The 26,372-nt window shown below is 46.4% G+C and carries 20 protein-coding genes; 10 read left to right on the top strand and 10 right to left on the bottom strand.

Going from position 1 to position 26,372, the window contains the following annotated elements; translation table 11 throughout:
* Positions 1–237 precede the first annotated feature (237 nt).
* On the bottom strand, positions 238–3,396 hold the full coding sequence (locus tag NIAKO_RS36345; protein WP_014216960.1) for a T9SS C-terminal target domain-containing protein: 3,159 nt from the start codon (positions 3,394–3,396) through the stop codon (positions 238–240).
* A 403-nt stretch (positions 3,397–3,799) separates the two neighbouring features.
* On the opposite strand from NIAKO_RS36345, the gene NIAKO_RS03220 reads away from it, so the two are divergent.
* A complete protein-coding gene (locus NIAKO_RS03220) occupies positions 3,800–5,752 on the top strand; it encodes a KUP/HAK/KT family potassium transporter (RefSeq protein WP_014216959.1) in 1,953 nt (650 codons plus the stop codon).
* A gap of 5 nt (positions 5,753–5,757) precedes the next feature.
* On the opposite strand, the gene NIAKO_RS03215 is transcribed toward NIAKO_RS03220, so the two are convergent.
* Positions 5,758–6,084 (bottom strand): hypothetical protein, encoded by a 327-nt coding sequence (locus NIAKO_RS03215; protein WP_041346279.1) that lies wholly within the window; start codon positions 6,082–6,084, stop codon positions 5,758–5,760.
* 275 nt (positions 6,085–6,359) lie between these two features.
* Here NIAKO_RS03215 and NIAKO_RS03210 point away from each other — a divergent pair, with 275 nt between their 5' ends.
* Both NIAKO_RS03210 and NIAKO_RS03205 read left to right on the top strand, forming a co-directional pair.
* The gene (locus NIAKO_RS03210) at positions 6,360–7,160 is read left to right on the top strand and encodes a CE1 family esterase (RefSeq protein ID WP_107685760.1); all 801 of its coding nucleotides are present in this window, start codon (positions 6,360–6,362) and stop codon (positions 7,158–7,160) included.
* Positions 7,161–7,248: 88 nt separating this feature from the next.
* On the top strand, positions 7,249–7,881 hold the full coding sequence (locus NIAKO_RS03205) for a response regulator transcription factor (protein WP_014216957.1): 633 nt from the start codon (positions 7,249–7,251) through the stop codon (positions 7,879–7,881).
* Here the strand turns inward: NIAKO_RS03205 and NIAKO_RS03200 are convergent.
* From NIAKO_RS03200 to NIAKO_RS03190, 3 genes are all read right to left on the bottom strand, one after another.
* Entirely contained in the window at positions 7,878–10,904 is a 3,027-nt protein-coding gene (locus NIAKO_RS03200) for a ligand-binding sensor domain-containing protein (RefSeq protein WP_014216956.1), read from the bottom strand. The two genes, NIAKO_RS03205 and NIAKO_RS03200, sit on opposite strands and share 4 nt — an antisense overlap.
* Before the next feature lie 95 nt (positions 10,905–10,999).
* A complete protein-coding gene (locus NIAKO_RS03195; RefSeq protein ID WP_014216955.1) occupies positions 11,000–11,491 on the bottom strand; it encodes a GNAT family N-acetyltransferase in 492 nt (163 codons plus the stop codon).
* A gap of 72 nt (positions 11,492–11,563) precedes the next feature.
* A complete protein-coding gene (locus NIAKO_RS03190) occupies positions 11,564–11,929 on the bottom strand; it encodes a DUF805 domain-containing protein (protein ID WP_014216954.1) in 366 nt (121 codons plus the stop codon).
* Between the two features lie 177 nt (positions 11,930–12,106).
* On the opposite strand from NIAKO_RS03190, the gene NIAKO_RS03185 reads away from it, so the two are divergent.
* The 5 genes from NIAKO_RS03185 to NIAKO_RS03165 are packed head-to-tail and all read left to right on the top strand — an operon-like array spanning position 12,107 to position 19,503.
* A complete protein-coding gene (locus NIAKO_RS03185) occupies positions 12,107–12,304 on the top strand; it encodes a hypothetical protein (RefSeq protein WP_014216953.1) in 198 nt (65 codons plus the stop codon).
* A gap of 24 nt (positions 12,305–12,328) precedes the next feature.
* Positions 12,329–13,945, top strand: coding sequence for a hypothetical protein (locus NIAKO_RS03180; protein ID WP_014216952.1), 1,617 nt, complete (start codon positions 12,329–12,331; stop codon positions 13,943–13,945).
* Position 13,946: 1 nt separating this feature from the next.
* The gene (locus NIAKO_RS03175; RefSeq protein WP_014216951.1) at positions 13,947–16,106 is read left to right on the top strand and encodes a HEAT repeat domain-containing protein; all 2,160 of its coding nucleotides are present in this window, start codon (positions 13,947–13,949) and stop codon (positions 16,104–16,106) included.
* Positions 16,107–16,135: 29 nt separating this feature from the next.
* On the top strand, positions 16,136–18,916 hold the full coding sequence (locus NIAKO_RS03170; protein WP_014216950.1) for a hypothetical protein: 2,781 nt from the start codon (positions 16,136–16,138) through the stop codon (positions 18,914–18,916).
* A gap of 59 nt (positions 18,917–18,975) precedes the next feature.
* Entirely contained in the window at positions 18,976–19,503 is a 528-nt protein-coding gene (locus tag NIAKO_RS03165) for a hypothetical protein (RefSeq protein ID WP_014216949.1), read from the top strand.
* Positions 19,504–19,581: 78 nt separating this feature from the next.
* Here the strand turns inward: NIAKO_RS03165 and NIAKO_RS03160 are convergent, their stop codons facing one another.
* Both NIAKO_RS03160 and NIAKO_RS03155 read right to left on the bottom strand, forming a co-directional pair.
* A complete protein-coding gene (locus NIAKO_RS03160) occupies positions 19,582–19,965 on the bottom strand; it encodes a VOC family protein (protein ID WP_014216948.1) in 384 nt (127 codons plus the stop codon).
* A gap of 77 nt (positions 19,966–20,042) precedes the next feature.
* Positions 20,043–20,621 (bottom strand): Crp/Fnr family transcriptional regulator, encoded by a 579-nt coding sequence (locus tag NIAKO_RS03155; RefSeq protein WP_014216947.1) that lies wholly within the window; start codon positions 20,619–20,621, stop codon positions 20,043–20,045.
* 71 nt (positions 20,622–20,692) lie between these two features.
* Between NIAKO_RS03155 and gloA2 the strand changes: the two genes are divergently transcribed.
* Complete coding sequence (gene gloA2 / locus NIAKO_RS03150; RefSeq protein WP_014216946.1) at positions 20,693–21,079, top strand: SMU1112c/YaeR family gloxylase I-like metalloprotein; 387 nt, start codon at positions 20,693–20,695, stop codon at positions 21,077–21,079.
* 52 nt (positions 21,080–21,131) lie between these two features.
* On the opposite strand, the gene NIAKO_RS36340 is transcribed toward gloA2, so the two are convergent.
* The gene (locus NIAKO_RS36340; RefSeq protein WP_014216945.1) at positions 21,132–22,778 is read right to left on the bottom strand and encodes a glycosyl hydrolase family 18 protein; all 1,647 of its coding nucleotides are present in this window, start codon (positions 22,776–22,778) and stop codon (positions 21,132–21,134) included.
* Between the two features lie 249 nt (positions 22,779–23,027).
* Here NIAKO_RS36340 and NIAKO_RS03140 point away from each other — a divergent pair, with 249 nt between their 5' ends.
* On the top strand, positions 23,028–24,548 hold the full coding sequence (locus NIAKO_RS03140) for a serine hydrolase (protein WP_014216944.1): 1,521 nt from the start codon (positions 23,028–23,030) through the stop codon (positions 24,546–24,548).
* Positions 24,549–24,618: 70 nt separating this feature from the next.
* Here the strand turns inward: NIAKO_RS03140 and NIAKO_RS03135 are convergent, their stop codons facing one another.
* Both NIAKO_RS03135 and NIAKO_RS03130 read right to left on the bottom strand, forming a co-directional pair.
* Positions 24,619–25,338: a LytR/AlgR family response regulator transcription factor gene (locus NIAKO_RS03135; protein ID WP_014216943.1), complete on the bottom strand. Its 720-nt coding sequence runs from the start codon at positions 25,336–25,338 to the stop codon at positions 24,619–24,621.
* Complete coding sequence (locus NIAKO_RS03130) at positions 25,335–26,351, bottom strand: sensor histidine kinase (RefSeq protein ID WP_165761346.1); 1,017 nt, start codon at positions 26,349–26,351, stop codon at positions 25,335–25,337. The genes NIAKO_RS03135 and NIAKO_RS03130 overlap by 4 nt, the downstream gene beginning before the upstream one ends.
* Between the last annotated feature and the right edge of the window lie 21 nt (positions 26,352–26,372).

The raw sequence follows: 26,372 nt of genomic DNA, 5'->3' as shown, positions 1-26,372 counted from the left end.
CAAAAAGTAATTTTAATTTGCCCTTTTGTACTTATTTACCCCAAAAAACATAGTTATCTCTGGACGAAATGTAATTATCAATGATATTGTATAGTTATCCTTCTCACTGATGTTTTATTTAACCCTCCACCGCGGATCTTTTCTGTTCTTCCCGCCAGGGAATAAGTGGTATTTAATAAAAAACCGTCTCCTATTTATGTAAAAATACGGAGACGGTTGCTTTCCTGAAAAAGTTTACTATCTGATCACCAGCACAGTTCCTTTCTTTTCGATTACGGTACCGGTGGATGTTTTTATTGCGATAGTATACACATACGCGCCTGACATAGCCGGGCTGCTGCCCATGTAACCATTCCAACCGGCCTGTACATCACTTGTTTCAAAAACTTTACCGCCGTACCGGTTGAAAATTATCATATGAAATGATTGCGGCACATCAGCTGTGGCCACCCGGAAGATGTCGTTATGCCCATCGCCATTCGGAGTAAAGGCATCGGGGACATTATATCCCGTACAGGCAATAGACGGCTTTAATGAAATTTGCGCGGTAGCAATACAGCCATTATTATCGGTGCCGGTAACGGTATACTGTACATCGGTTTTAAGTGTAACAACAGGATTGCTGCTGGCCGCATCGGATAGTCCGGTTGCGGGATTCCATTGGTACGTTGCTGCACCGTTTGCAGTCAGCGTGGCAGAACCGCCTACACACAACGGGCCGTTTACAGGACTGATGCTAACCTGGGGAAGCGCGTTTACCGTTATCGTAACAAGGGTACGGGAACTTTCGCAGCCACTGGTTTGACTAACATAATAATTTATAGTTCCTGCGGCAGCAGTAGAAGGTGTTGGGGCCGCCCCATTGCCGGTTCCACCCGTAGCAACAGTATACCAAAGCAAGTTGGTTCCTGTGGCTGTTAAAACAACCGCAGCATCATTCTGACAATACGCGGACGCTGTAGCTGTTGGCGCAGCCGGCTGGCCATTGATGGTAACTGTTATGGGCGTTCTTGCACTTTCGCAACTACCCGTTGGGGTTTGGCTTACATACCAGGTGGTGGTGCCTGCTGCAGTGGTTGATGGCACGGGAGCTGTTGTACTACCGATACCGTTGACGGCAACCGTATACCATTGCAGATTGCTGCCGGTTGCGGTTAAAGCAGTGGCGGTAGTGTTCTGGCAATAAGTTGGCGAGGTGGCTGTTGGTGCTGCCGCAGCGCTGCCAACAGTAACGGTAACAGGCGTGCGGGCGCTTTCACAACTGCCCGCCGGGGTTTGGGTTACATACCAGGTGGTGGTGCCTGCGGAAGCAGTGGAAGGCACCGGTGCTGTTGAATTACCTGTTCCGTTGATGGCCACCGTATACCATTGCAAATTGCTGCCGGTTGCTGTTAAAGCAGTAGCGGTTGCATTTTGACAATAAGTTGGAGAGGTGGCAGTGGGCGCAGCAGCGGTACTACCAACTGTAACAACAATGGGTGTTCTCGAACTTTCACAACTGCCCGCCGGCGTTTGGCTTACATACCAGGTGGCGGTGCCTGCCGATGAAGTAGAAGGCACCGGGGCTATTGAACTGCCTGTGCCATTGACAGCCACCGTATACCATTGTAGATTGCTTCCCGTTGCAGTCAATGCAGTAGCGGTAGTGTTCTGACAGTAGCTGGGTGAAGTGGCAGTAGGTGCGGCTGCTATTCCCTGTATGGTAACCGTCACAGGCGTGCGGGCGCTTTCACAACTGCCCGCCGGGGTTTGGGTTACATACCAGGTGGTGGTGCCTGCCGATGCAGTAGAAGGTACCGGGGCTGTTGCATTACCAGTACCATTGATGGCCACTGTATACCATTGCAGATTGCTGCCGGTTGCTGTTAAAGCAGTAGCTGTTGCATTCTGACAATAAGTTGGAGAGGTGGCAGTTGGTGCTGCTGATGCGCTTTTGATAGTAACCGTTACAGGCGTGCGGGTGCTTTCGCAACTGCCCGCCGGCGTTTGGGTCACATACCAGGTAGTGGTGCCTGCGGAAGCGGTGGAAGGCACCGGCGCTGTTGCACTACCGGCACCATTGGCAGCCACCGTATACCATTGCAGGTTGCTGCCGGTTGCTGTTAGGGCAGTGGCAGTAGCATTTTGACAATAACTAGGTGATGTAGCAGTTGGCGCAGCTGCCGCACCGCCTCCCGCTGTTTCATAAGCCCCCATATCCATCGCTGCTCCCTGGGGACGTATATTACTTTCATAATCGGTAGTCAACTGAAAAACGGGATATCCCTTATCAACCGCCGGACTGCAAGGCATTAAATGAAAATCATTCCCGGCCGCATTCACGAAAAGCGGATCGGCATCGATATTGGCATTGCCACTAACAGGCGGCGTTACCAAATCCAGATCGCAGTAACTGTAAAAAATAGAAGGTCCCGCATCCAGCGGTCCCGGATAGGCTGCTCCCGATTTCCAGATAATAATGTTGGTTAATCTCACATTACTAACAGCTGCACCAACTGGTTGGTTAAAAACCACCGGCGCCGGATTATCGTAAAGCGTACAGTTATCCATGGTAGACGACACCCCGCCGGTATAAGGGTTATCTGCCAGGTTTGCAAATACCGACCCTTGTCCCGTAAGACTGTTGTTGTTGGTAAAAATACAATTCTGCATATCCGGCATTCCCCAGTCGTTGTTCATCGTCACTGCGCCAACTGCACCACCGAATAAAGCGGTATTGTTATTAAACAGGAGCCGGGTTAAATGAAAAAAAGACTGGGCGCTGGTTCCATCCCCATAAGAGCAAAAGCCACCGCCGTATACCGCGAAGTTGTTTGTGATTATATCATTACTCAAATCAGCATAGCTGATATCGCTCGCCAAAGCCAGTTCCAATATGCCGCCACCCGAGTTATCGGGTTGCTGCGTGGTGCTGCCCGGATAACCGGCATTGGCATTGCCATCACGAATGGTAAATCCATCGAAATCCCGGCCGCCCTGGAATCCCTGTAAGGTTACCACGTGATACGAATTATCGCTGGCACTACCAGTTATGCCAATGTCGCCGCTAAGGATAGTAACATTCACTTTTGGATTCCGCTGGGAAAATGCCGTTTCGGTTCCATTAAATCCACCATAAACACTATAACCGAATGTACATAGAAATGTAGCAGACCTGTTGTTGGTAGTAGTTGGTTTGTAGGTGCCCTGCGCCACCCATATGGTGTCGCCGTAATGCGCCGGGAATGTGGACGCCGCCAACGCCAGGTTCAGGTCATTATAAGCAGTTGCCCAGCTGGTGCCGGCGCCTGGAGTGGGATTATTAATATTTACATAACGAATGACAGCAAAACTGCAGTTAGCCGATAACAGGAATAAAAGAAGATACAGTACCGGCGGGGTACGAAATGAAAACATAGAATGCGGTTAGTTGTAGAATTTTTCTAATAAGTTATTGATCTGCTTCTTAAGGTTTTATATCAACGTCTTTCAACGCAAATATTAAAACTTTTGATACACAAAAGATGTACTTTTTACAAATTACCGCTCAGTATACCCAATTGCCTTATTCCCTGCATTAAAAGAAAAACCTTTCCATTTTGAAAAATCACCCTTCCATTTTGGAAGGGTTTTTCTTTTTTGCCAATTGCCCCTGGAAATTTCTATTCGCCGAAAACCTGCTACAGGTCTGCATTCAGCTTATTTTTTCTGACTTACATCTTGTACGGCACATAATTGGCCTTCCAGCCGGGGGGCGCTGTGTATAAGCAACCCGAACTATTGTTCAAATAACATTTATAATCAACATTCACGTACTGCTGTGAGCAAACAATTGAATAAGGTATCCCTGGCAGGCCTGTTAATTACTTTGGGAATCATTTATGGCGACATTGGCACGTCGCCCCTCTATGTATTGAAGAGCATAATAGGAAGCCGGCCAATAACCGACGAACTGATCTACGGCGGACTGTCGTGCGTTTTATGGACCCTCACTTTACAAACCACATTCAAGTATATCTTACTTACCCTGCAGGCCGATAACCGCGGGGAAGGTGGTATCTTCTCCTTATTTGCATTGGTACGCCGGTATCGTCACTGGTTATTTTTGCCCGCCATTATAGGCGCCGGTACTTTATTGGCCGATGGCATTATTACCCCGCCTATTTCAGTCTCATCTGCCATCGAAGGACTGAACGGCGTATCGGGTCTGGAAAAATATATTGTACCCGGAAATACACTGACGGTCAGTATTATTATAGGTATTATATCTATTCTCTTTTTCTTTCAGCAATTTGGCACCAAGGTAGTGGGCAGCGCATTTGGCCCCATGATGCTCATCTGGTTTACGATGATTGGCGTTTTAGGTATCAGCCAGATAGCGCATTATCCGCAGATCTTAAAAGCAATAAACCCGGTGTATGCATACAACTTGCTGGTGCATTACCCCAATGGTTTCTGGTTACTGGGGGCGGTATTTCTATGTACTACCGGGGCGGAAGCGTTATACTCCGATCTGGGGCACTGCGGAAAAAGGAATATCCAGGTGAGCTGGATCTTTGTAAAAACCACTTTACTGCTCAACTATTTTGGTCAGGGTGCGTGGGTATTGCTTCGTGGAAAACCTTCATTGAACGACCTGAATCCTTTTTACGAGATCATGCCACACTCCTTCCTGCTTATTGGTATCATTATTTCAACGGCAGCTACAATTATAGCCAGTCAGGCATTGATAAGCGGATCATTCACCCTCATCAACGAAGCCATGCGGTTGATCTTCTGGCCAAAGATAAAAGTGAAATATCCAACCAATATCCGTGGCCAGATCTATATTCCAAGCATCAACTGGATCTTATGGTTTGGATGTATTGCCGTAATGCTGTATTTCAGAGAGTCGAGCCATATGGAAGCCGCTTATGGATTTTCCATTACCATCGCCATGCTGATGACCACCATCCTGATGTTTTACTATATGAAGTTCCATAAGAAATGGCATGCAGTAATAATCAGCGTGGTATTAATGGTGTTTCTAACAGTAGAGATCTCTTTCTTTATTGCCAATGTTGCCAAGATCAAACAAAGATGGATGTTCCTGGTATTTGAAGTTGGCATTATCGGCGTAATGTATATCTGGTACCGGGCCAGGAAGATCAAGAACCGGTATGTTGAACTGGTTCGTTTGGAAGACTATATCCCCATGATCCATTCAATAAGCCGCGACCGCTCCATTCCAAAATATACAAACCATCTTGTTTACTTAACAAGTTCCGACAACCGCAAAGAAGTAGAGCATAAGATCGTACATTCCATATTGGCCAAAGCGCCTAAACGGGCCGATATTTATTGGTTTGTACACGTACATACTACCGATGATCCGTATAGAAGGGAATACGAAGTGACCCATGTGATACCGAACAGCATCATCCGGATTGAGTTACGACTGGGATTCCGCATCGATCCCGATGTACATTTGATGTTCCGTTATATCATAGCAGAATTGATTACCAACAAAGAGGTAGTCATTTCAGGGGGTTATGATGCTATGTACAAACACAACCCCACCGGCGATATTCATTTCATTGTAATGGAAAAATATTTAAGCTCCGACAATGAATTGCCGATGGCAGAGCGTATGATCATGGATTTTTATTTCCGGTTGAAAAAAATAAGTTTATCAGAGGCAAGAGGATTTGGATTAGACCCCGCGAATTTAACGGTTGAAAAATTTCCGCTGATGGTTTCACCGGTTCCCGAGATGCATTTAAAACGAATTTAAGGTCATCAATCAAAATACGGGTCCATTATATTTCCGGGGGAATAGCCTTCTTTACGCCAGAATTGCCCGGGATTGATGCTGCCCTTGTATTCATTGCTGTAAAGGGTAAGCTGTTTTCTTTGTCTGAAATATTCAGCTTTATCTTTTGGGTCAATGTAAGTCAGCTCTATACGAAGTGTTGTTTTAAAATCCCCTTCATAAACCGGGGTAAGGAATTTCCAGTACCAGTTTGGCTCCAGCGTTAATATGTGGTAACTGTTACCGCAAAAGCTACGGGGTAAATATTCTATGTCTTTCCATTCCCCCTGGGGGTTCTTGGCCTGTACAGTCATGTACAAACGGCTGTCCGAGGCATTGAAGTAAATGTTGTTTTTTGTTGTATTGATTTTCCGGTTTTGTCAATAAATCCTGTTTTCGCCGTATAGCCTTCAATAGTATCCCAGGGTTCGGCCACGGTCTCCATTTTAAAATACACTTCTTTTGGTAGGAATGAAATACCCTCACCGGGTATTTAATAATTATTAACAGTACCGCAATGCGTTAAAGATATCATTAACTATATATACCACGAAAGATCCTAAGTTTGCAATATTCAATGCTCAGATCTATGAACCGGATCATCACACTCACATTAATTTTATCCCTAATAAGCGTTGGCTTTTACCGCGCTCAGGGACAATCTTCCCAAACAATTACCAGGCAGTGGACTGTAGACGGGGTTACCAGGGAGGCAATGATTTACATTCCCGCTTCAGCAAAAAGCAGCCCTACGCCGGTGATCTTCCTTTTTCACGGGCATGGCGGTAATATGAAAGAAATTTTTAAGTACCATAATTTCACCAGCCTGTGGCCTGAAGCTATTGTGGTGTCGCCGCAAGGCTTAAAAACACCTGGACAGTTAGTAGATCGGGAAGGGAATTTTCCCGGCTGGCAGCAAACGCCGGGCGATCAGAATGACCGGGATATTCACTTCTTTGATGAGATACTGCGGAGTTTAACTACGGATTATAAAGTAGATAAAAAACATATTTATGCTACCGGTCACTCTAATGGCGGCAGCTTCACCTATCTGCTGTGGGCCATGCGCAATGATGACTTTGCAGCAGTAGCGCCATCGGCAGCAGTAGCTTTTCGCTTCAACGATCAGCTGAAGCCCAAACCGGTTATGCATATTATGGGTGAGAACGATCAGCTGGTAAAAACAGCGTGGCAGAAAAAACAGATCGACTGGTTGTTTACATTGAATAAATGCAGTACGCAGGGACAGCCATATAGTAAATTCGCCGTGCTTTATCCTTCTTCTTTAAAAACACCGGTAGTGGTTTATACGCATCCGGGTGCACATATTTTTCCGGCGGATGCTGACACGGCGGTAGTCAGATTTTTTAAAGAGAATCCACACCAGTAAACAGGCAGGAGAATACTACTTCGTTTTCGTATTTTCTATTAAATAATTACAGATATTAATTGTATTTTAACCGCAAAGCACCACATTCTTGAAAAGGATCTTAATTGCTGATGACCATACCATAGTAAGAACAGGACTAAGTGTTCTTATTAAAACGGAATATTTAAACGCGCAGATAGACGAATGCAGCGATGGTAATTGTGCGTGGGAAAAAATACAATCAACCGGGTATGATCTTTTTATAATGGACATCAATATGCCTGCCACGGACTCTGTTAACCTGCTGAAAAATATCTTCAGCATTCAACCGCAGTCCAAAGTCCTGATCCTTAGTATGAGCAGCGAAGAGATCTACGCAAAAAAATATCTGCAGCTGGGCGCATTGGGATTTATTAATAAAGAATCCGATGCTACTGAGATCCGCAGGGCCATTACTACAGTAATGAGCAACAGAAGATATGTTAGTCCCAAAATGCAGGAAGCCATAACCCGCCAGCCGGTAGAAGGCGCTGCCGCCAAAAGTGTATTTGAAATCCTGTCGGCCCGCGAACTGGAAGTAATGACACACCTGGTAGAAGGAAAGAATGTATCGGAGATTGCCGAAATCCTTTCTGTTCACATCTCAACAGCCAGTACGCACAAAGCCAGCATTCTTCAAAAGCTGAAAGTTAAAAACGTAATTGAACTAACCACCCTGGTTAACCGGTTCGATATCGCCTAGCGCCCTTCTTCGTTTCCGGTTGTAAAAGTGAGGGTGATCCTGTTGCCGGTTTCACCGGGTTGATCTATTGTCAGTTTCCCTTCTATGCGGGCTAATAATTCAAGAATGATCTTATAGCCCAAACCATGGTTACCACCATCTGCCTGATAGGTATTGTTCAGGATCCCCGCAATGAGTGATTTATCCATGCTGGCGCCGGTATCGGTAATCGTAATAAAAATATTGCCGTCATCCTGCCTGGCTTCTATTCTTATTTCTCCATTCACGGTATACTTGTTGGCATTGTCAGCCAGGTTCCGGATAATCAGTTTTAAGATATTCAGATCGGAGATCAATGTAAGTTCCGGCGGCACACCGTTAATCAACTTATTGTTACGGATGGCAGCCGCAGGCTCATACAGCGAAACTATACTGGCCACCGTATCCCGAAGGGCAATTCCTTCCCGCCGGATGACAAATCCGTCATTCTGTGCGTTTGTCCAGGTCATGAAATCCTGGGTAAATTCGTTCAGGTCATGGGTGGCGTTACGGAATTTCAATAACATACCGGTCATTTCGGGCCGGGCAGCTTTCTGATAATTCTCATAAATATGATCGGCCATGATATGAAGAAACCGGAGCGGCGACCGCAGATCGTGCAGAACAACCGTGATCATTTTTTCTTTTACCAGGTTACTTGCCGTTAATGCTTCCGTTCTTTCTGCTACTTTTTGTTCCAGCTGCGCGGCTCTTTTAACCTCGCGTGCATACAGCAGGAGAAAAACAAATAAGAGAATACTTATTGATACAATGATGACCAGCACCCGGAACCAGACCGTTTCATACCAGTAAGGAAGTACCCTCCATGAAATGCGGTTAAAAGCATAACGGCCATACCCCTCCTGTTTGCGGATTAAAAGCTTATATCTCCCCTTCCGCAACCCGGTTAATACCAACAGGCCATCCTTATTCACCGGGCGCCATTTGCTGTCAAGCTGAGGGATGGAATATTCCAGGTGCAGATTGGCCGGGTTACCAAAATAAGGTGAGGAGATCATAAATACCAATGGGCCCGAATCCTGGCGCTGTTCAAAACGATCGCCCGGCAACACTTTCTTTTCCTCCGGAATCATACGATCAATAAAAACGGGCGAAACGGGCAGCTCAACAGGAATACTGTCTGGTTTGAACTGGACCAACCCATCTAAAGAAGGAAGAGAAAAATGCCCATCCTGTAAAACAATGCCGCAGGGCATGCAGCCGCCGTTGAATTCATTGGTTGAATACCCGGCCGATTTGTCGAAGTAATAATAGAAAACATTTTCCCTGTTGCCCGAGGCATAACTATCGAGTTCTTTTTTCGCCACCCTGTACAAGCCTTTGTTGGATGGCAGCCAGAAATTCCCCAGCTTATCTTCCATAAAACAATGAACAGTGGTGAGGTTATTTCCAAGGTCAAGGGGCATTTTCAGGAAGCGCCCATTGTCGTATTTATAAAAACCCTGTCCGTAGGTACCAATCCAGATGCTTCCATCGCTGGCCTTATACAACGCTCTTACAGTAGCATGTGGCAAACCCAACCGGCGAAGCGTTCCCTTCACCAGGTCATATGAATACAATCCGGCTGAAGTACCGATCCATAGTTCATTGGGATACATTTCCTGTGTCACCAGTATACTTTCCGGTATATTCAATAATGTAGTGGTATCATTTCCCCTGCGGCGGTACAATCTGCCATCGTCACTGTATAACAGGTCTCCATGGTGGGTTTCGGTGATCGTCAACAGCCAGCCGCCGAAAAATTGCAGGGGAACCGGGTGCCGCAGGCCGGTATCGATCCTTTTTAAAGAATCATAACCGGAGTAATAGATATAGCCATCGGATGCTTTAAGCAACGCAGGCCGGTCGTATAAACCGGGCGTTGGTCTATTTACCGGGCTATTCCGGTTTAACACTCCGGATGAAGTGAGCACACGGCCGGGTGATATTTCAACCTGTGCATACAGGCTGTTGATCGCATAATTTTCGCCGGTAAAGAAAAGCCGGTCGAACACATGCTTTCTCAGAATATATAATCCGCTGGTGGCAGTTCCCACATATAAGGTGCGGTAATCCTCGTTATAAATGAGACCGTTTATGCTTTTGATAGCCGTATTGGCAGCCAGTACGTCAAAATCAAGCACCCCGTTCCTGATAGTCAACAGCAGGATGTTTCCTTTGTAAACAAGGAATGTATGGCGCGCATCCCGCAGGGCATTTACTGTATACTGACTGGGGTAAGGTCCTGACTGCGCCTGTTTGAAGATGTTTAGAAGCCGCCCGCTGCAGGTGATGCTTTTTTGCAGGCGTCCCTGTTTGTAAACATACAAGCGGTTTTGCCTGTCGAAATAGAAACATACATCTTCTACCATGAACATCATCTTGAATGCATGGCCTGCCGTTTCTTTCAGCAGGCGAACTTCGGCCGTATTATCGTTCAGGTAGTAGCAGTTTGAATCTTTTCTCACATAAGCCTGTCTTTCGTTTGCTGTTACCTGGTCGCCATTCAGGATTAACCCGGGTAACAGTCCGTTAAAGACAGATGGATCACGTCCCCATTTTTTAAAAATGTGATCAAAGTAAAAGATGCAATTGTTCCAGCGGTCGCATTGATATGGGTTCGCAGAAGAAAGGCTGTCGGCCTTCAATTGATAATCATCTGTAACGGTAAGCATCCGGTGGCCGCAATAAGACGGCTCAAGCAGTATTTTACCCTTCACGGCTTTCACATGGAAACACCTGTCGGTATATAAGGCGGGGGAATTAACCTTGTTATACTCCCTGAAATGCTGTCCGTCGAAACGCACCATGCCCATTTCTGTGGCCAGCCAAAGAAAACCATTGCTGTCGAAAGCCATTTCATTGATGCTGTTCTGGGGAAGGGCATTATCACTGTTGTAATTGATGACACTATAATCAGGCTGGCTGGTTTGTGCATGTGATAACCTGAACATCAACAGGCAACAAGCCAGTAATACAGGCAGCCGGAAATGGTGAAATGCCATGCAGTTATTTATAGGACAACAATTTAAAAAAGTCTAAAGTACACTTTTTGAAACAGTTGCCGTATAGTAATACTTGGATATTACATCAAACCGATTTAGTATATGAGTTTTAGTTTATAGAAAATACTATCAACTGCCATCCGGGAGAAATTAGCCGGTAACGAGTCAACAGGCACCCGTTGAAAATGATTTTTTTCATAAAAGCGATGAGCAGCATGAAATTTATCTGTTGTACCCAGGAAAATCTCTTTCAACTCTTTTTGCCTGGCCCAGGATAGTAACGTGTTCAGCAACGCCTGGGCTATACCATACTCTTTACCCCGGTAATCTTTATGAACAAACATTTTTCGCAGGGCGCCCTGTTGGTTGCCGATGTCCGAAAGCGCAATGGTGCCCACCACCGTGTTGTCGATAACCGCTACCCAGAAATTTCCCGTGCCTAGCTGATAATAACCGGGAATATCCTGCAGATCGGGCTGGTCGCCGGCGGTTATTGCTACATTAAATTCTTCGGTTTGAATGGGAAGGATCAGGTTGATTATTGATTGCTTATAATTACCGGTATAAACCGCAATGGTGTAGTTCATGGGTGAAAAGTACAAACAAAAAAAGCCACAAATATGGCTTTTTTTACTATTAATACGTTGTTGATGGCTGTGTTAGGCCGGGGTATTCTCGCCCCATTGGTCGATCTCGTTAAGGAATTCGTTTTTGGGATCATCACCATAACTATTAGGGCCGCTGGTTCCCTCTGTGCAGGCTAAGATCAAATTGTAGATTGGTATAAGGATATACCAGCCACTTTTATTCACGTCATGCATCCGTCTTACTGCCACAGCAAGACTCGGAAGCATAACAGCCAAACTATAAACCGAATACAGGAAAGGCATGCGAATAGCCGCGGTGCCTACAGCCAGGACAATTGAGATAATCAAATTGAACAGCACAAAATACCAATACTCACTTCTTCTTGCTCTGCCATTAAAAACTGCGTATTTCTTTAAAACGTCGATATACCACTTCATACTTTAGGGTTTTGGATTTTGGAATGGACAAACATAATCAATAAATTTTAACCCTCATAGCCATCTGGCAATCTTTTATGGTAAGTAGGTATATTCAAACCTTAACATCGGATGGCTGACACAAAGCACTGAAAAATATTATATTTAGCCTTCAAAACGCACAATACATTATTCCATATGCCTAGCCAGTCCATATTTTTCGACCTCCTGAACAATAGCAGGATAGAACAGGTGCCTGTAAATATTTTTCTCACCAATCATCTTATCAGCGGCATAGTTGCCAACCTGAACAATGATACAGTTGAACTCCGGATAGACGGAGTGAAACGTTGTATTGTGGCCCTGGATAGAATTGAAGCGATTTCCATTGCCTGATAACTATAATCCTAAAAACAAAAAATGGAAAACAATGCCTTGCCCGGCCTTATCAGAAAAGTGCTGGGTAGTCCTCATTCTGAGCAGGTGATCAAAGCGCAGATCATTCAACTGGCGTCCCAGAACCTGCATGTGCCGGAAGTGACTACCGCCCTGCTGGAAGTGTTACCACTCACAAAAGACAAAGAAACCCGCGATCGCCTCCTGGGCTTTCTTTCCTCGCTGAATACTTCCCGTTTCCCTGATACCGCAGCCCTGTTTAATGCCCTGCTGGATGTATACAAACAGGAGCGGGACCGGGAGGTACGCAACCGCCTGCTGCAACGCCTGCAGGAAAGTGTGCACCAGGATCCCCGGCTGGCCGGATTCTTTATTGAACTATCGGCCCAGGAAAGTCTCAGTGAACCGGAACGGATTACCGTACAGGAAACCCTCAGCAGCCTGCCCACTGTTTCGCCGGAAACAGCCCTGGAAGTGCTGGCAAAAAATAATAATGCGCCCAATGTTTTGCAGCTGCAAGCCGTTCAACTGGCAGAGAAATGTCCATCCTGGGGTCCGGAATTGGTGAATGCGCTGCAACCCTATCTCGATGTAAAAACAGACCGCGGCATCCGATTCCGCATCCTGAACAAACTGGCCGGCGCCCGCCTGCTCGATCCCAGCTACGGTTCGCTGTTGATTGCCGTGCTGCGTACCGACAATGACGAACAGGCGCGGGCGGAAGCGCTGAAAGCCGTTACCCGCATCAAACCCTGGAACGAAGACATCATCACCCAATTATATCATTCCGCTGCCAACGACTCTTCTGCTGCCATTCGCAGCAAAGCCCTGCAAATGCAACAGGAGATGCCCGAACTAAGCAATGAACAGTTACAGGCTATGGCCGCCCGCCTTTCGGCAGACCGCTCGGAAGGAGTACGCAGTACCTTGCTGGAACTGCTGAAACCGGTAATGCGTTTGCAACCAATCAGGGCGGAAGTAGCTGCCGCCTTTGCCGGTAACCCCGGTGTGTTCAGCGATGAAGAATTTGAACAGCTCACCAGCATGCTGGCGCCTTATGCCGGCCGTGATGAAGCCATCAGCCAGCAATTGTTGCAGAGTATGAAAAGCCTGCCCAACACCAACCAGCGTAAAAAGCTATTGGAGCTGTTGATAGGTAAAATAAATATCGAAAAGCTGCTCGACACTGTTTTACAATTGTTCCGCAATGAGCGTAATGAATCATTGCGCGAACTGTTGTTCAACCAGGTAAAGGCATTGTCTGTAGCCCGTCACCCGCAACTGGTAGATGTGTTTTGTGCAGAACTGACCGAACCGGGTTCGCCCTTCCGTATTACCTGCGCCGGCGTGCTGGCCAATGCCGCCGAACAGTATGCGCAGATAATACCGGCACTGGAAGATGTGCTGTTATACGATAATGAGCGCGAACTGGTACGGCTGAGCCTCGATGGCTACCTGCGCCCCGGCGTGCAGAAACGCTTCGACGTACTGTTGACCGTGGTGAAAAACGAACAGGTGGATGTTTCTTCCAGACAAAAAGCGCTCGACGCCATTATTAAACTGCCGCCCACCGAAGCAGAAACCAACCGCCTTGCCGATGCACTGGCTGAAATAAAACCAGGTACCCTGAAAACGAATTAACATGCAAATTACTGAAACAATAAAGGCCCGCAGCAACAGCAGTCGCGAACAGGCGCTGATGCTGCTCGATATGGTTCCCCTGTCGGACACAGAGAACAAATACAACCTGCTGGCATCTGCCGGCCATTATCTCAACGATGCCGAAGTACTTAATAAATGGATCAGTATTGCAGTAGCGGAAACAGACACCCGTTTACGCGCCGATATGCTGTACCGCATTACCGGCAGCAACCTGCAGGCCATTCCTGATCCCGCCGCCTTTATGCAGCTGCTGGTAAGTGTGCTGCAACAGGATGAAGGCCGTGACACCGTATTATGGCTGCTGGGAAAATTGTCGCTTTCTTTTCCTGCTGCCAAACAACCGCTGATCGCCTTCTACCAGCAGCATAACAATGCAGATACCCGCCGCAGTATTTTGAACTGGCTGCTGATTCCTAAAACAACAGACGAAACGGATCTGGCTTTTTTTAACAGCATCCTGCACGAAACAGATTCAGATGATAAAAGATTGGTGATTGCGCGTTTATTGTTACATGATAAACTAACAATAGACCAGATCACCCAGCTACTGCAGCCCATGGCGCCACCGGCCATTAAGGAACTGGTGCTGCGGTATTGTATAGACCGTTCCATTGTACCGGAAGTGCCCCTGAGCGTTATACTTCGCATAGATCCGGAACCACGCTTTCGCCACTGGGCCATTCTGTTGCTGGCCGTTCACAGCGTAAAAAGCGTGGCCGTGCTGGACGCTATTATGTATGCGCTGAAAAATGACCAGGACGCCCGCGTTCGCGAAGCTGCCCTGCATGTGTTTGGTTACAGTATCAGTCTTACACCTGAAGTAGTGGGTTACCTGAATTATTGCCTGGGTGCTGAAACCGATACAAAGCTGGCCCTGCAATTATTACAGTTCCTGGCGCCCCATACCAGCCAGAGCCCTGAATTGACAGACGGTCTGTACTACCTGTTGCAACAGGACCTGCACGCCAGCGTATCGCTTTCCATCTATGACATCCTGGGCCGGTTGGTGCCAACCAACCCCGCTATGCAGGAGAAATTCATCCAGGCTTATGAAAAGGAACAACGCGACGATGCCAAAGCCGTTATACTGAAAGCGCTCAGCAATACCATGGGCGACAGGCATGAACTATATCTGAAATCACTTCGTTCTCCCGCCACCGGTATCCGTGAATGGGCCATCCAGGGCCTCTTGATGATGCCGGTAACCCGTGAGAACGTACCCATAGTAGTACAGGTCGCCCCTGCCCTGCTGCAGCCCGAACTTCGCCTTGACCTGCGGCGGCGACTGGCCCGCAAGCTCAGCGTTATTCCCAACCTGCCAGCGGAAACCATCGCCGTGTTTGTGCGCCTGAACGATCATGAAAGAGATGGCGATATTTTACGCAGTGCTACGCTGGCCCAGGAAAAAGCCATCTCGCAGAGTGGCGCTGCCGGCATAGACTGGGATCAATGGCTGCATAAAGCAGATGTAAGTAACGACCTGAATGGCATCTTCCCGCATATCTGGTTTTACTTTCAGGAGAACCCCGACATGGCCAAAAAAGTGTTGTACGCCTGTATGAACCCTGCCAACGGCAATGCATTGTATGCACAGAACATTTCGGAAGCGGATATCCTGGAATTTATGATCGCCAATTTTGGCATCGACGAAGACCTGATCCGTTATGCCATCAGTCACCTGTTGCAGGCCGACCTGCGTTACAATGGCATGTTGTACCACTACCTGCTGATCATTAAAAGTTATCCGTTTGTGCCAGAGCTGCAACCCGCGCTGTGGCAATTGCTGGAATTACGCGGCTACAGGAATGGACTGAATCTTATTCAGTTCGACGAACTGTTACGCATCATCTATGGCGCCGACCTGGAAAACCAGTTCAAACAACGCATTGCCGCGCAACAAACGGCAAATGGAATGATGCCCTATCTGCAATACATCTCCGTGAATAATAACTGGCGGGCTGCACCCGCGGTGCTGAAAAGCGTATTGGAACACCATGCCGCCATGCTCGACGACACCAGCTTTGCCAGCCTGTTTAAAGAAGCCTGCCGCAATGCGGGAGTAGACGCAGACAGACTGATACGTACCACGGTACCGCCACCAACGCAAGAGGCAGAGGAAGGTCCCGGCTTTGCAGATTAATACTATTCATTCCAACAATCAGAATTTCAATGGCCACAGACATCAACTTATTCGATATACTTGTATCACCGGAGCGCAGTACGGCAGACCGTCTTCAGGCACTGGCCGACATGCGGCCGTTTCTTGAATCAGACGAAGGCATTGCCAAACTGGCCGCCGCCACCCGTGATGAAGCCAGCAAAGAAGTAAAACTGGCTATGCTGCAAATGCTTTGCGGGATAGACATCGCACGCATCAGTAACCACCAGGATTACATAGATACCATGGCCAGCATTGCCTGCCTGGAACCAGAGCGGGAACTGCGCCGCCTGGCAACGGGCGTACTGGCAGCAATAGCTGCCCATAACCCCGAAGTACAGGAAATACTGGCGCTCACGCTCACCAACGACCTGGATACCCACGTACAGATGGCCAGCCTGCACGGCCTGCATAATGCAGTGCCTAAAACAGCCGGTACCATTCAGTCGTTATATGGATATATTCCGGTAGCGCCGCTCGCATGCAAAGAGTCGCTGCTGAAGCTGGTAGCGCCGCTGCCGTTGCCCGATAACGCAAAACTGCTGCTGCTCTTTATCAATCCGGCCGAGCGCGAACAGCTGCGGCTCACAGCGGTACAGGAACTGGCCAACATTCCATCGCTGCCCACCGAAGTACTGGCAGGTATAACCGCCGCGTTGGCTACGGATAGCAGCTGGAAGGTACAGGGCGCCATCATTAACCTGCTGCGCACGCGCAAACACATCGATGAACAGGTGTTCACCCACCTGTTCCAGGCCCTGCAGCAAATGCCCGATCAGCCGGAACTGCTGGCGTTGGTAGCAGACCGCCTCACCGCCCTGGCGCACCTGCAGCCACTTTTTGCCAACCTGTTTCAACAAACCACTTCGGCCAATTTAAAAATGAACCTGCTTTCGATGCTGCAGAACAGTGAGGTGCCTCAACTGATCATCAGCGCATTGCAGGATAACAATCCATATGTGCGTGAAGCCGCTATTCCATTGCTGGCTTACCGCTTTGCGCAGTGGCAGGATCAGCTGGAGCCCGTACTGGCCACAGCGATCAGGAATGAACCATTGATTGCCCTGCGCCGCGCCCTGGCTGATATACTGCTGCAAACCGGCCGTAAATCGGCACAAACAGAAGCGATCCTTACGACGCTGGCACTCGGTGAAACAGACCACTGGCTGAAAGCCAGACTGGCAGCTGCGGTTTGCCAGGTAGTGGTCACAGATAGTAACCGCCATGACCTGCTGCAACTGTTTTGTGAAGTGATGGAAGGGCCCTGGTACCCCGATACATTGAAAGACCAGGTAATCGAACGCCTTAAAACATTTTCCTATACCGACGATGCGGGTTTTAAACGTTGCCTTGCATTACTGCTGGAACAGGCAAAAGATATTTACGAACTGGATCGCAGCTACGAACTGCTGAAGACGCTGAAAACCGATTGGGAAGAACTGGCGCCTGTACTCATGCGCCTGCTCCTGCGGCACATCGGTTCCTATCCGCAGGCGCCCCTGGCAGACTGGGTACAACTGCTGGGTAAAATGGCCGATACCCAGGCCCCCATCCGTACAGCCCTGCCCTGGATGATTCAGCTTACCGGTGCTAACTGGCTGTTGAAGAATGCTGAGAAAAGCGAACAAACGGGCGCCTTCCTGGCGGCATTTAAACACGCCCTGATGACCGACAGCGGTACTGCCAGTTTCCTGGGCATGAAAGCGCTGATCACCGACGCCTGGAACAACCGCACCATCAAAAAAGCAGAGTTGATAGAGTTGTATGGAATGCTGCTGCGCATGCCTAAATCTACCGGGCTTATACAACTGGTGCTCGGTATTATGCGGGAAGGCAAACTGGTTACACCCGAGTTGATAGACATCAGCCTTCGTTATATTCTGTACGGACAGGACAGCAGTACCCTGTACGAAGTAGCCAGCTACCTGGAGAAGATGGGTTTCTTGGACCTGAGCTATCGTCATAAACTGACTGACCTGTTTACGCAGGAGCGCTACAATGAATACATGGTATACCATGTGCCCGATATACAATCAAAACGCAGCGCTGCCACGCTGAACGACTGGGAATATGCCGGCTGGGGCTGCGCCTATAATAACTGGCCAATAGCCCGGCTGGTGTTTGCGCTGGAACCTGGCGACCTGCCGGCAAAGCTCTTCAACGCACCAATGCCGGAACTGCCTGCACAGAACACCCTGCAATACCTGGCGCTGGAGCACCTGTTCCGCAATGGAAGCGGCACCTGGGCCAAAGCGATCTTTAAAGATCAGCAACAGTATGGCGCCTTCCTGTTGATGCTGGCTAACCGCTACCAGCAACTGCCGGCCGGCGATGCGCTCGGCGATCGCATGGTGGTAACCTTCTGGAGAAAATGGTACGATTATACCTCCCTGTTGAACAAGCTGCCTGTTTCGCCCGAACTGTCTGAAGCGATCAGTATTATGTATGCTGGTGTACTGACCAAGCTGAGCCAGCTCGATCCCGAATTCAAAGGGAAACAATACCCCGATGTGCCCAAACAGATGAATAAAGAAGCCTTGCAACAACGCTGGCCCTTTACTACAGAAATGTGGGAAGATTTTGCCTATAAACATTTCCCGGTAAAAGATCCGGCACAGGAAGCGGCCGTGGCTCTGTACCAGCAGGCGGCAAAAAACCTGCAAGACGGAAAAACGGAAGAAGGTTATACTTTACTGAAAGAATTACTGACGCTTTATCCGCAAACGAGATTTGTGAAAGAGAAACAGGAGACGATAGAGAAAACGATCAGCATGATAGAAGAAAGAAGGTAAAAAAGATACCTGTAACAGCTGGAATTAACAGGCAGTTATAACCGGTAAAAAATAAACACATGAAACCAGGAATTATTTTGTCGGCTGGCATTGTATTATCATTGGCAGCCTGTAACAGTGCTACACCCGAAAAGTCATTTGATGTAGCTGTATTAAATGCCAACACGCTCAGCCGCTTTGGCGGTAAGGAGATCTATGAAATGCTCCAGGAAACACCGCAAGCTTATGATGAAAAAAGCAAAGCCATGGTGCAGTCATCTTATGTGGAACATGTAAAATTCAGGATCGCTTATTCTGAAAAGGCGTATAACGATGTACAGGCGCTTTCAGTAACGGAGGAAACAAAGCCGATGATCGAGGCATCCAAAGATCTTTTTGGTTATACGATCGATAAAGAAAAGAACGGCTATCTTTCAATCGCCGCCATGAAGGATGCGCATGTGCCGGATGATTCGATCAAGGTGGCTGCTGTCAAATTCAACGAATTGTATGAAGAGGCATTCGGCAAGAAATACGATAAGCTGATGGAGCTGGGCAAGGCCTTTGCTGACAAGCACCATATCAAGGTTGAATTTCATAAATTTTAATAACCCATGAGAAATTGGGAAAAGTGAATATAAGTAAGGGGGCCACCGCCCCCTTACCGAAATTGTCAGGACCTATTCTTACTTCTCAGAACGTAACCCGATCAAATTTGTTTCGGTATCCTGTATCAATGCGATGAAACCGAATTCACCAAGATCCAATTTCGGACGGATAATCTTTCCTCCTGCGGTTTCAACCCGGCCCAGTTCCGCTGTAATTTCTTCAGTAGCAAAGTAGACCAGGGTGCCGCCAATTCCCGGTTTCGCCTCATCAATTTTTACCAGCGCCCCGTTTAGATCAAATTTATTTTCATTTTTTCTAAATAAAGCATATTGCATTTGCGAATGTCTGTCGCTATTCATGGGAATATCAATCAGGTCACATTTGAATACATCCTTGTAGAATTGTTTCGCCCTGTTGAAGTCTGATGTATAAATTTCAAACCAGTTAATTACATTTTTCATTATTTTCCTTTTAAGTTGATGGTACATCAAAATTAATAGCAGTAAAGAAAAATGCACTTGCCATATGGCAAGAAATGTCAGGTGTTAGAAATATCTCTGCGGATCCGGCTTAATGAGGTGTCGGTTATGCCCAGGTAAGAAGCAATATATTTTAGCGGAGATAGTTTAATAACTTCCGGTCTTTCATTTACAAGGCTTAAGTATCTATCGGTAGCACTTATTGTGAGGGTATTTATTGAGCGTTGTTTCAGCATAAATAATTGACTGGTGGCCCAGGTTCTTCCCCATTCCCTGAGTCCTTCTATGTTGTGAAGAAGTTCCTGAAATCTATCGTATTCGATTTTCCAAACAATTGCGTCCGTCACCGCCTGAAAATTCTCTTTTGACGCGATTCGATGAAATAACGAAAAAGATTCAATCAGAACTTCGTTACCGCAATAGAATTCTGTGGTTGTTTCAATGCCCTTATAATCAAAAAGGAAAGACCTTAATAAACCATGCTCTACAACATAAAATTCTTTAGCCGTTTTGCCTGTCTCTAACAACATTGCTCCCTGCTGAAATTGAAGTTTGGTGTGCGCGTTCCCTATTGCCTCATAATCCTCTTTTTTGAGAAGCGGATGGTTATAAATAACAGCAAAAAAATCTGTATTCATTTTACATTAAATTACAGGGTAAAGTTCAGGAAAAAATGGAATGATTATCTTTATCCGCTGAACAAATACAAATGAAAATTGAAAGTTTACATCACGTCGCCATCATCTGTTCCGACTACGGGCAGTCAAAGCGTTTTTATACAGAGATCCTGGGTTTTACCATTGACAATGAAGTATACCGTAAGGAAAGAGACTCGTATAAACTGGACCTTTCATTGAATGGGCAATACTTAATTGAACTTTTTTCCTTTCCCAATCCGCCTCAACGGCCAACAAGACCCGAGGCAACAGGCTTAAGGCATATTTCATTTGGCGTGAAAGATATTGAGCAGTCTGTTGAATTTTTAACGTCAAAAAATATCATAGTAGAACCAATCCGGATTGACGAGTATACCGGCAGGAAGTTCACCTTTTTTAATGACCCGGACAATCTACCCATTGAGATTTATGAAGTTTAAATAAAAGGGGCCGCTTACCCAGCGACCCCTTCTCATTTTATATAGCGCTTTCCTATTGCACTATCAGTTTTTGAACATAACTCTTACCTGCATTTTCAATTTTCACAAAGTATGTTCCTGGCAAATATTTCACCGGAATTTTAAGAGTACCGGTGTTGCCATTAATTTGAGCCAGCGTTTTACCCGAAAGATCTATTACCGTTACATGTACGGGTGCATTGGCATTGTATTGTTTTACCGCAACAGTCAATGCTGATCCTTTTTGTACCGGGTTAGGATACATGCCTCCCGGCGTGTTGGCTGTAACATTATCAATAGCTGTGGTTGCTATTCTTGCACCTGAAATGATCCCAAAGTTGAATTTTTCCCAGCCCTGAATGGTGGTGCGGGTACAGGTCATCGCCTGCGCGCCATTTTCTGAACTTACATACAATCCATTGCTACCGCGCAAAGAGATGGTATTGTCGGCATTTACTACCCAGTCAAACTGCTCCCAACCCTGTGGGGTGGCGCGGTTGCAGGTGATGGCCTGCGTGCCGTTTTCAGATGACACATATTTGCCCATGCTCTGCAGGGTTACCTTACCATTGCCGGCATCCCCTACTAAAAACTGTTCCCAGCCCTGAGGGGTAGTACGGTTACAATTCATGGCCTGGGTACCATTTTCAGAACTTACATACAATCCGTTATTACCCTGCAGCCAAATGGTTTTGCCGATAGGCGCTGTGGTAACAGGATTACCACCCCCACCGGTTCTGGTTACTACCACATCATGGATAGCCGATACCAATGAATACTGGTTGTTTACATCACCAGAGAGTTCCCACATCATAATGCCGCCGCCCTGATCGAAGGCCAGGTTGGTTTTATTTTTAATAGTAGTAATGCCATTATATCCTTTACCATTGAAGGTATCAGAATAAGGGTCAGCGCCCTGGGCCAGCAATTGCGCGTAGGTTTCATAGGTTGGGTGGCAGTAAAAAGGAACGCCCAGAATAGCTTTGGCAGCCGGTACGCCCCTGCCCCGCCAGTAATTCATACATTGCACGGCCAGGTTGTAAGTAGAATGCTCGTATTCATTATCATCATAAGCCATAATGGTCAGATAATCTACCGCATCAAAAACGCCATTTAATATGGAGGTGCCATACAAACCGATCACCGCAATGGTACACAACTTGCCATTGTTATGCATGGTGGTTGATAACTGTTGCATCATCAATACAAAATTATTTGCCTCTGTTCCATCAGCCGGGTATTCCCAGTCAATGTCTATCCCATCCAGGTTATACTGGTTGGCAAAAGCAAGCATATTGTTGGCAAAGTTGATGCGGTTGGCAGAGCTGGCAACTATTCCATGAAAACCATCTCCGCCGCCTCCACCACCAACTGAAACCAGTACTTTTACGCCATTGGCGTGTGCAGCAGAAACCAGGCTTTGCAACTTGGCCGCATCTTCAATAGGCTGATACCCGCCGTTGGAAGTAGGAATCAGGAAGGCATAGTTTACGTGGGTTAATTTACTGAACTGAACATTACTTACCGCACCGGCCCAGGTAGGCAGGTAGCCCACTACTTTAAATTGTGCTTCTGCCGGTGACATTAAAGAAGAGAGTAATACGATCAACATGCAGTACATCGTTCTGCATAGCTTTGTTTTAACGTTGCCCAATAGCAACCTGCTAGAATTTTTCTTCATGTTTTCAATTTAAATGGTTAACCAAAAAATGTATGGACTTACCTGGAAGTCCCTGGGGTTGTGTGCGACGGGCAGAGTTTAGTGCGAAGGGGATGTAAAAATGCGGTTAATGGGCGCGGTTACCAAATTTGAGGGCACATCAAAACCCCTACAGTGGAAAATTGATTACATGATTTTCATGGTGTTATAAATACCGGTAGATGCGATATCCTCATTTTCATTATTTTCGGTGCCTAATTAACTACGATCATGCGAAAACTACTGTCTCTGCTGGTGCTGGCTACCATCAGCCAATGCGTATTCAGCCAAACGCCCGCCTTTATTACCGATAGCCTGGATGGTTACATCCGCCAGGGGATGAAAGACTGGAATGTACCGGGGCTTGCCATTGTAATCGTAAAAGATGGGCAGGTTGCTTTTATGAAGGGCTATGGGGTGGCAGATACGGCTACCCGCCAGCCTGTTGATGAGAACACCCTGTTTATGATTGCCAGCAACTCCAAACTGTTTACAGCTACTGCGCTTAGCCAGCTGGCCTATGACAAAAAGCTATCGCTGGATGATAAATTCACCAAATACTTTCCCGGGTTTACCTTATATGAACCCACCACCACCAGTTTATTAACTGTCCGCGACCTGCTCTGCCATCGCATTGGAACCAAAACCTTCCAGGGTGACTTTACCTATTGGAACAGCCAGCTTACTTCGCAACAGATCATGCAAAAAATGAAGCTGATGAAACCTGAGGCTGGTTTTCGTAACCATTACGGCTATTGCAACAGTTGCTTTTTAGCAGCCGGCGAAGTAATTCCCAAAATAACCGGTAAGTCGTGGCAAAACTATGTACAGGATAGTATTCTTACGCCTTTGCAAATGAACCATACCTATACCAGCATTCACAACCTGACTGATACCCGCCTGCTGTCAAAACCTTATACAACCAGTTTTACCGGCACGCTGAAGCAGGTGCCCTGGGACGACTGGGATAACCTGGCGCCCGCCGCAGCGTTGATCAGCAACGTGAGTGATATGTCGCACTGGCTGCTATTTCAACTAGATAGCGGCCGTTATGAAGGAAAACGGGTGATGCCATTTAGTGTGCTGCAAACAACCCGCGATATCAATACCCCCATTGCAAGCCGGAAATCATCAGTTGTTCCTTCGCACTTTGCAGGATATGCATTAGGCCTTATAGCGGGCGATTACAACGGCCGGCAGGTTTACTGGCATACTGGAGGCGCTGCCGGTATGGTAAGCGTTGTATGCTTTGTGCCTGAAGAAAGACTGGGAATTGCGGTGCTTACCAACAACGATAACCAGAGTTTGTATGGCGCCCTGCGGGCCCAGGTGCTGGATGCTTATACGGGTATGCCTTACCAGAACAGAAGCAAAAAATACCTGGCAGATTTCAATAGTACCATGGCCGATACGTTGAAAACCATTCACGGCTGGCAGGCCCGGGTAAAAGGCACAGCGCCATCGCTGCCCCTCTCTGCTTATACGGGACATTATACAAACGAATTATACGGTTCACTGGATATTAAACCGGCGGCTGATAAAAAGAACCTGGCGGTAAAATTCAACAGCCATGCGAATTTGACGGCTACCCTTTCGTATATGGATTCAAATGAATGGCTGCTGCAATATGACAATATTGAATACGGCATCTTCTCTATTCAATTTAAGATAAGTGGCAACAAAGTAATATCCATCGAAACCAAAGAAAGTGATTTTGTGGAAGAAGATCCTTATGTTTTTATAAAACAGTAAAAAAATGAGGGGCCGGATAGACATCCGGCCCCTTTTAGTAAAAATTCTAACTTTCTGCAAACCGAACTATTTATCTTTTGATAAACTTGTTTTTTAAGACCCGCTCCATTACCCGCTCTGTATAATTCAGGCCCATCGTGATTTTGGTATTCCCCAGATGCAGCATATTTCCTTCAATGGTATTTATCTTTCCCATATTTACAATATAGCTTTTATGTACCTGCACAAACTGATCGGCCGGAAGCTTTTCCAGTACACCTTTAATGGTGAGGTATACGACCATTTTATTGGTAACGGTATGAAGGACCACATAATTTACCAGGGCCTCTAAATAGATCAGTTCATCATACATTACCTTTTCAATTTTCCCTTCGCATTTAACAAAGAAATGGTCGGCCTCCGGCTTTGGGTTGGTTGATTTACCTTCCTTCAATTGTTTCAATTCAAAGGCCTTCATGCCTGCTTTTAAAAAGCGTTCCAAAGAAAAAGGTTTTACCAGGTAATCAACTACCGCCAGCTCAAAACCATCCAGCGCGTACTGGCCATATGCCGTAGTAAGAATTACCATAGGTAAATTAGGCGCCGATCGTAAGAAATCAAGCCCGCTCATTTTGGGCATATTAATATCCAGGAAGATCAGATCAACTTCGGTGCTGTTGATTAGTCCGGCAGCTTTTAACGGATGTTCCGCTACGCCAACCAACTCCAAAAAGTCAGTTTCTTCTATATATTCCTGCAATAATTTGCGGGCTATTGGTTCATCATCAATGATCAGGCATTTTAATTTCATACATCAATCAGGGTTAAAGTGACTTCATAGCTATCCTCCTGCTCATCGATCTGCAGGAGATGTTTATCGGGATATATCAGCTCCAGTAATCTTTTGGCGTTTGCCACTCCCAATCCCGAAGAATTTTCAACCCGGTTAATACAGCCATCTTTTGAGTTTGAAGCTTTAAAAATGAGCATCCCGTTGTTATGGGTTAAACTTATGTTGATATAATTATCCCTGCCCTCATTAAAACCTACGTATTTAAAGGCATTTTCAATAAACGTAATCAGGAGCAGGGGCGCAATTTTTAAATTACCACCAATTTGACCATCACAAAACAACACCTTTATACGTTCGTCGATCCGGCTTTTCTGAAGCTCGATATAGTTCTTTATATAATTAAGTTCCCTCGTTAGTTCAATTTGTTCAACATTGCACTCGTATAACTGGTAGCGAAGCATTTCAGAAAAACTCAGCAGCATTTCCCTGGCCAGTTTATTCGACTTATCGATATGGCCGTAAATGGAATTAATAGAATTAAACAGGAAATGTGGATTAAACTGCGCCCGCAAATAATTAAGTTCATTGGCTGCCTTTTCTTTTTCAATTTTCTCAATGTAAATCTCAGACCGGATCTTTTCGGCAATCATTTTACCGGCCAGAATTAAGACCACCCAAAAAAGAATGTTGACGAATGAATTATAAAAAATAGCAAGATAATTGAATGGCGCCCCTGACACTTTAAAAACATAAATGGTAACCAGCATTGAAACAGGAACTCTTACTACTGCTGATATTACTATTGCCAGTATAAACAATCCTCCAAACTCCAGGTACTTCTTTTTATTGAGCAGCTGAGGAATGTTATATAAGGTATTAAAGTAGTAATTGGCAGCGATGAATAGTAAATAACAAAACTGAATAGTAATGGCATGGGTAAGCACCAGCGTGCTGTTCCTGAAAACAAAGATCCAGCATACATAGGCAAATAGCCAGAACAGCAAATGATATATGATTGAACCTTTTTTCAAACTGATCCCGGGTTTCATTTA

Source organism: Niastella koreensis GR20-10 (assembly GCF_000246855.1).
GTDB lineage: Bacteria > Bacteroidota > Bacteroidia > Chitinophagales > Chitinophagaceae > Niastella > Niastella koreensis.
This window is presented reverse-complemented; position numbering and strand designations above follow the sequence as displayed.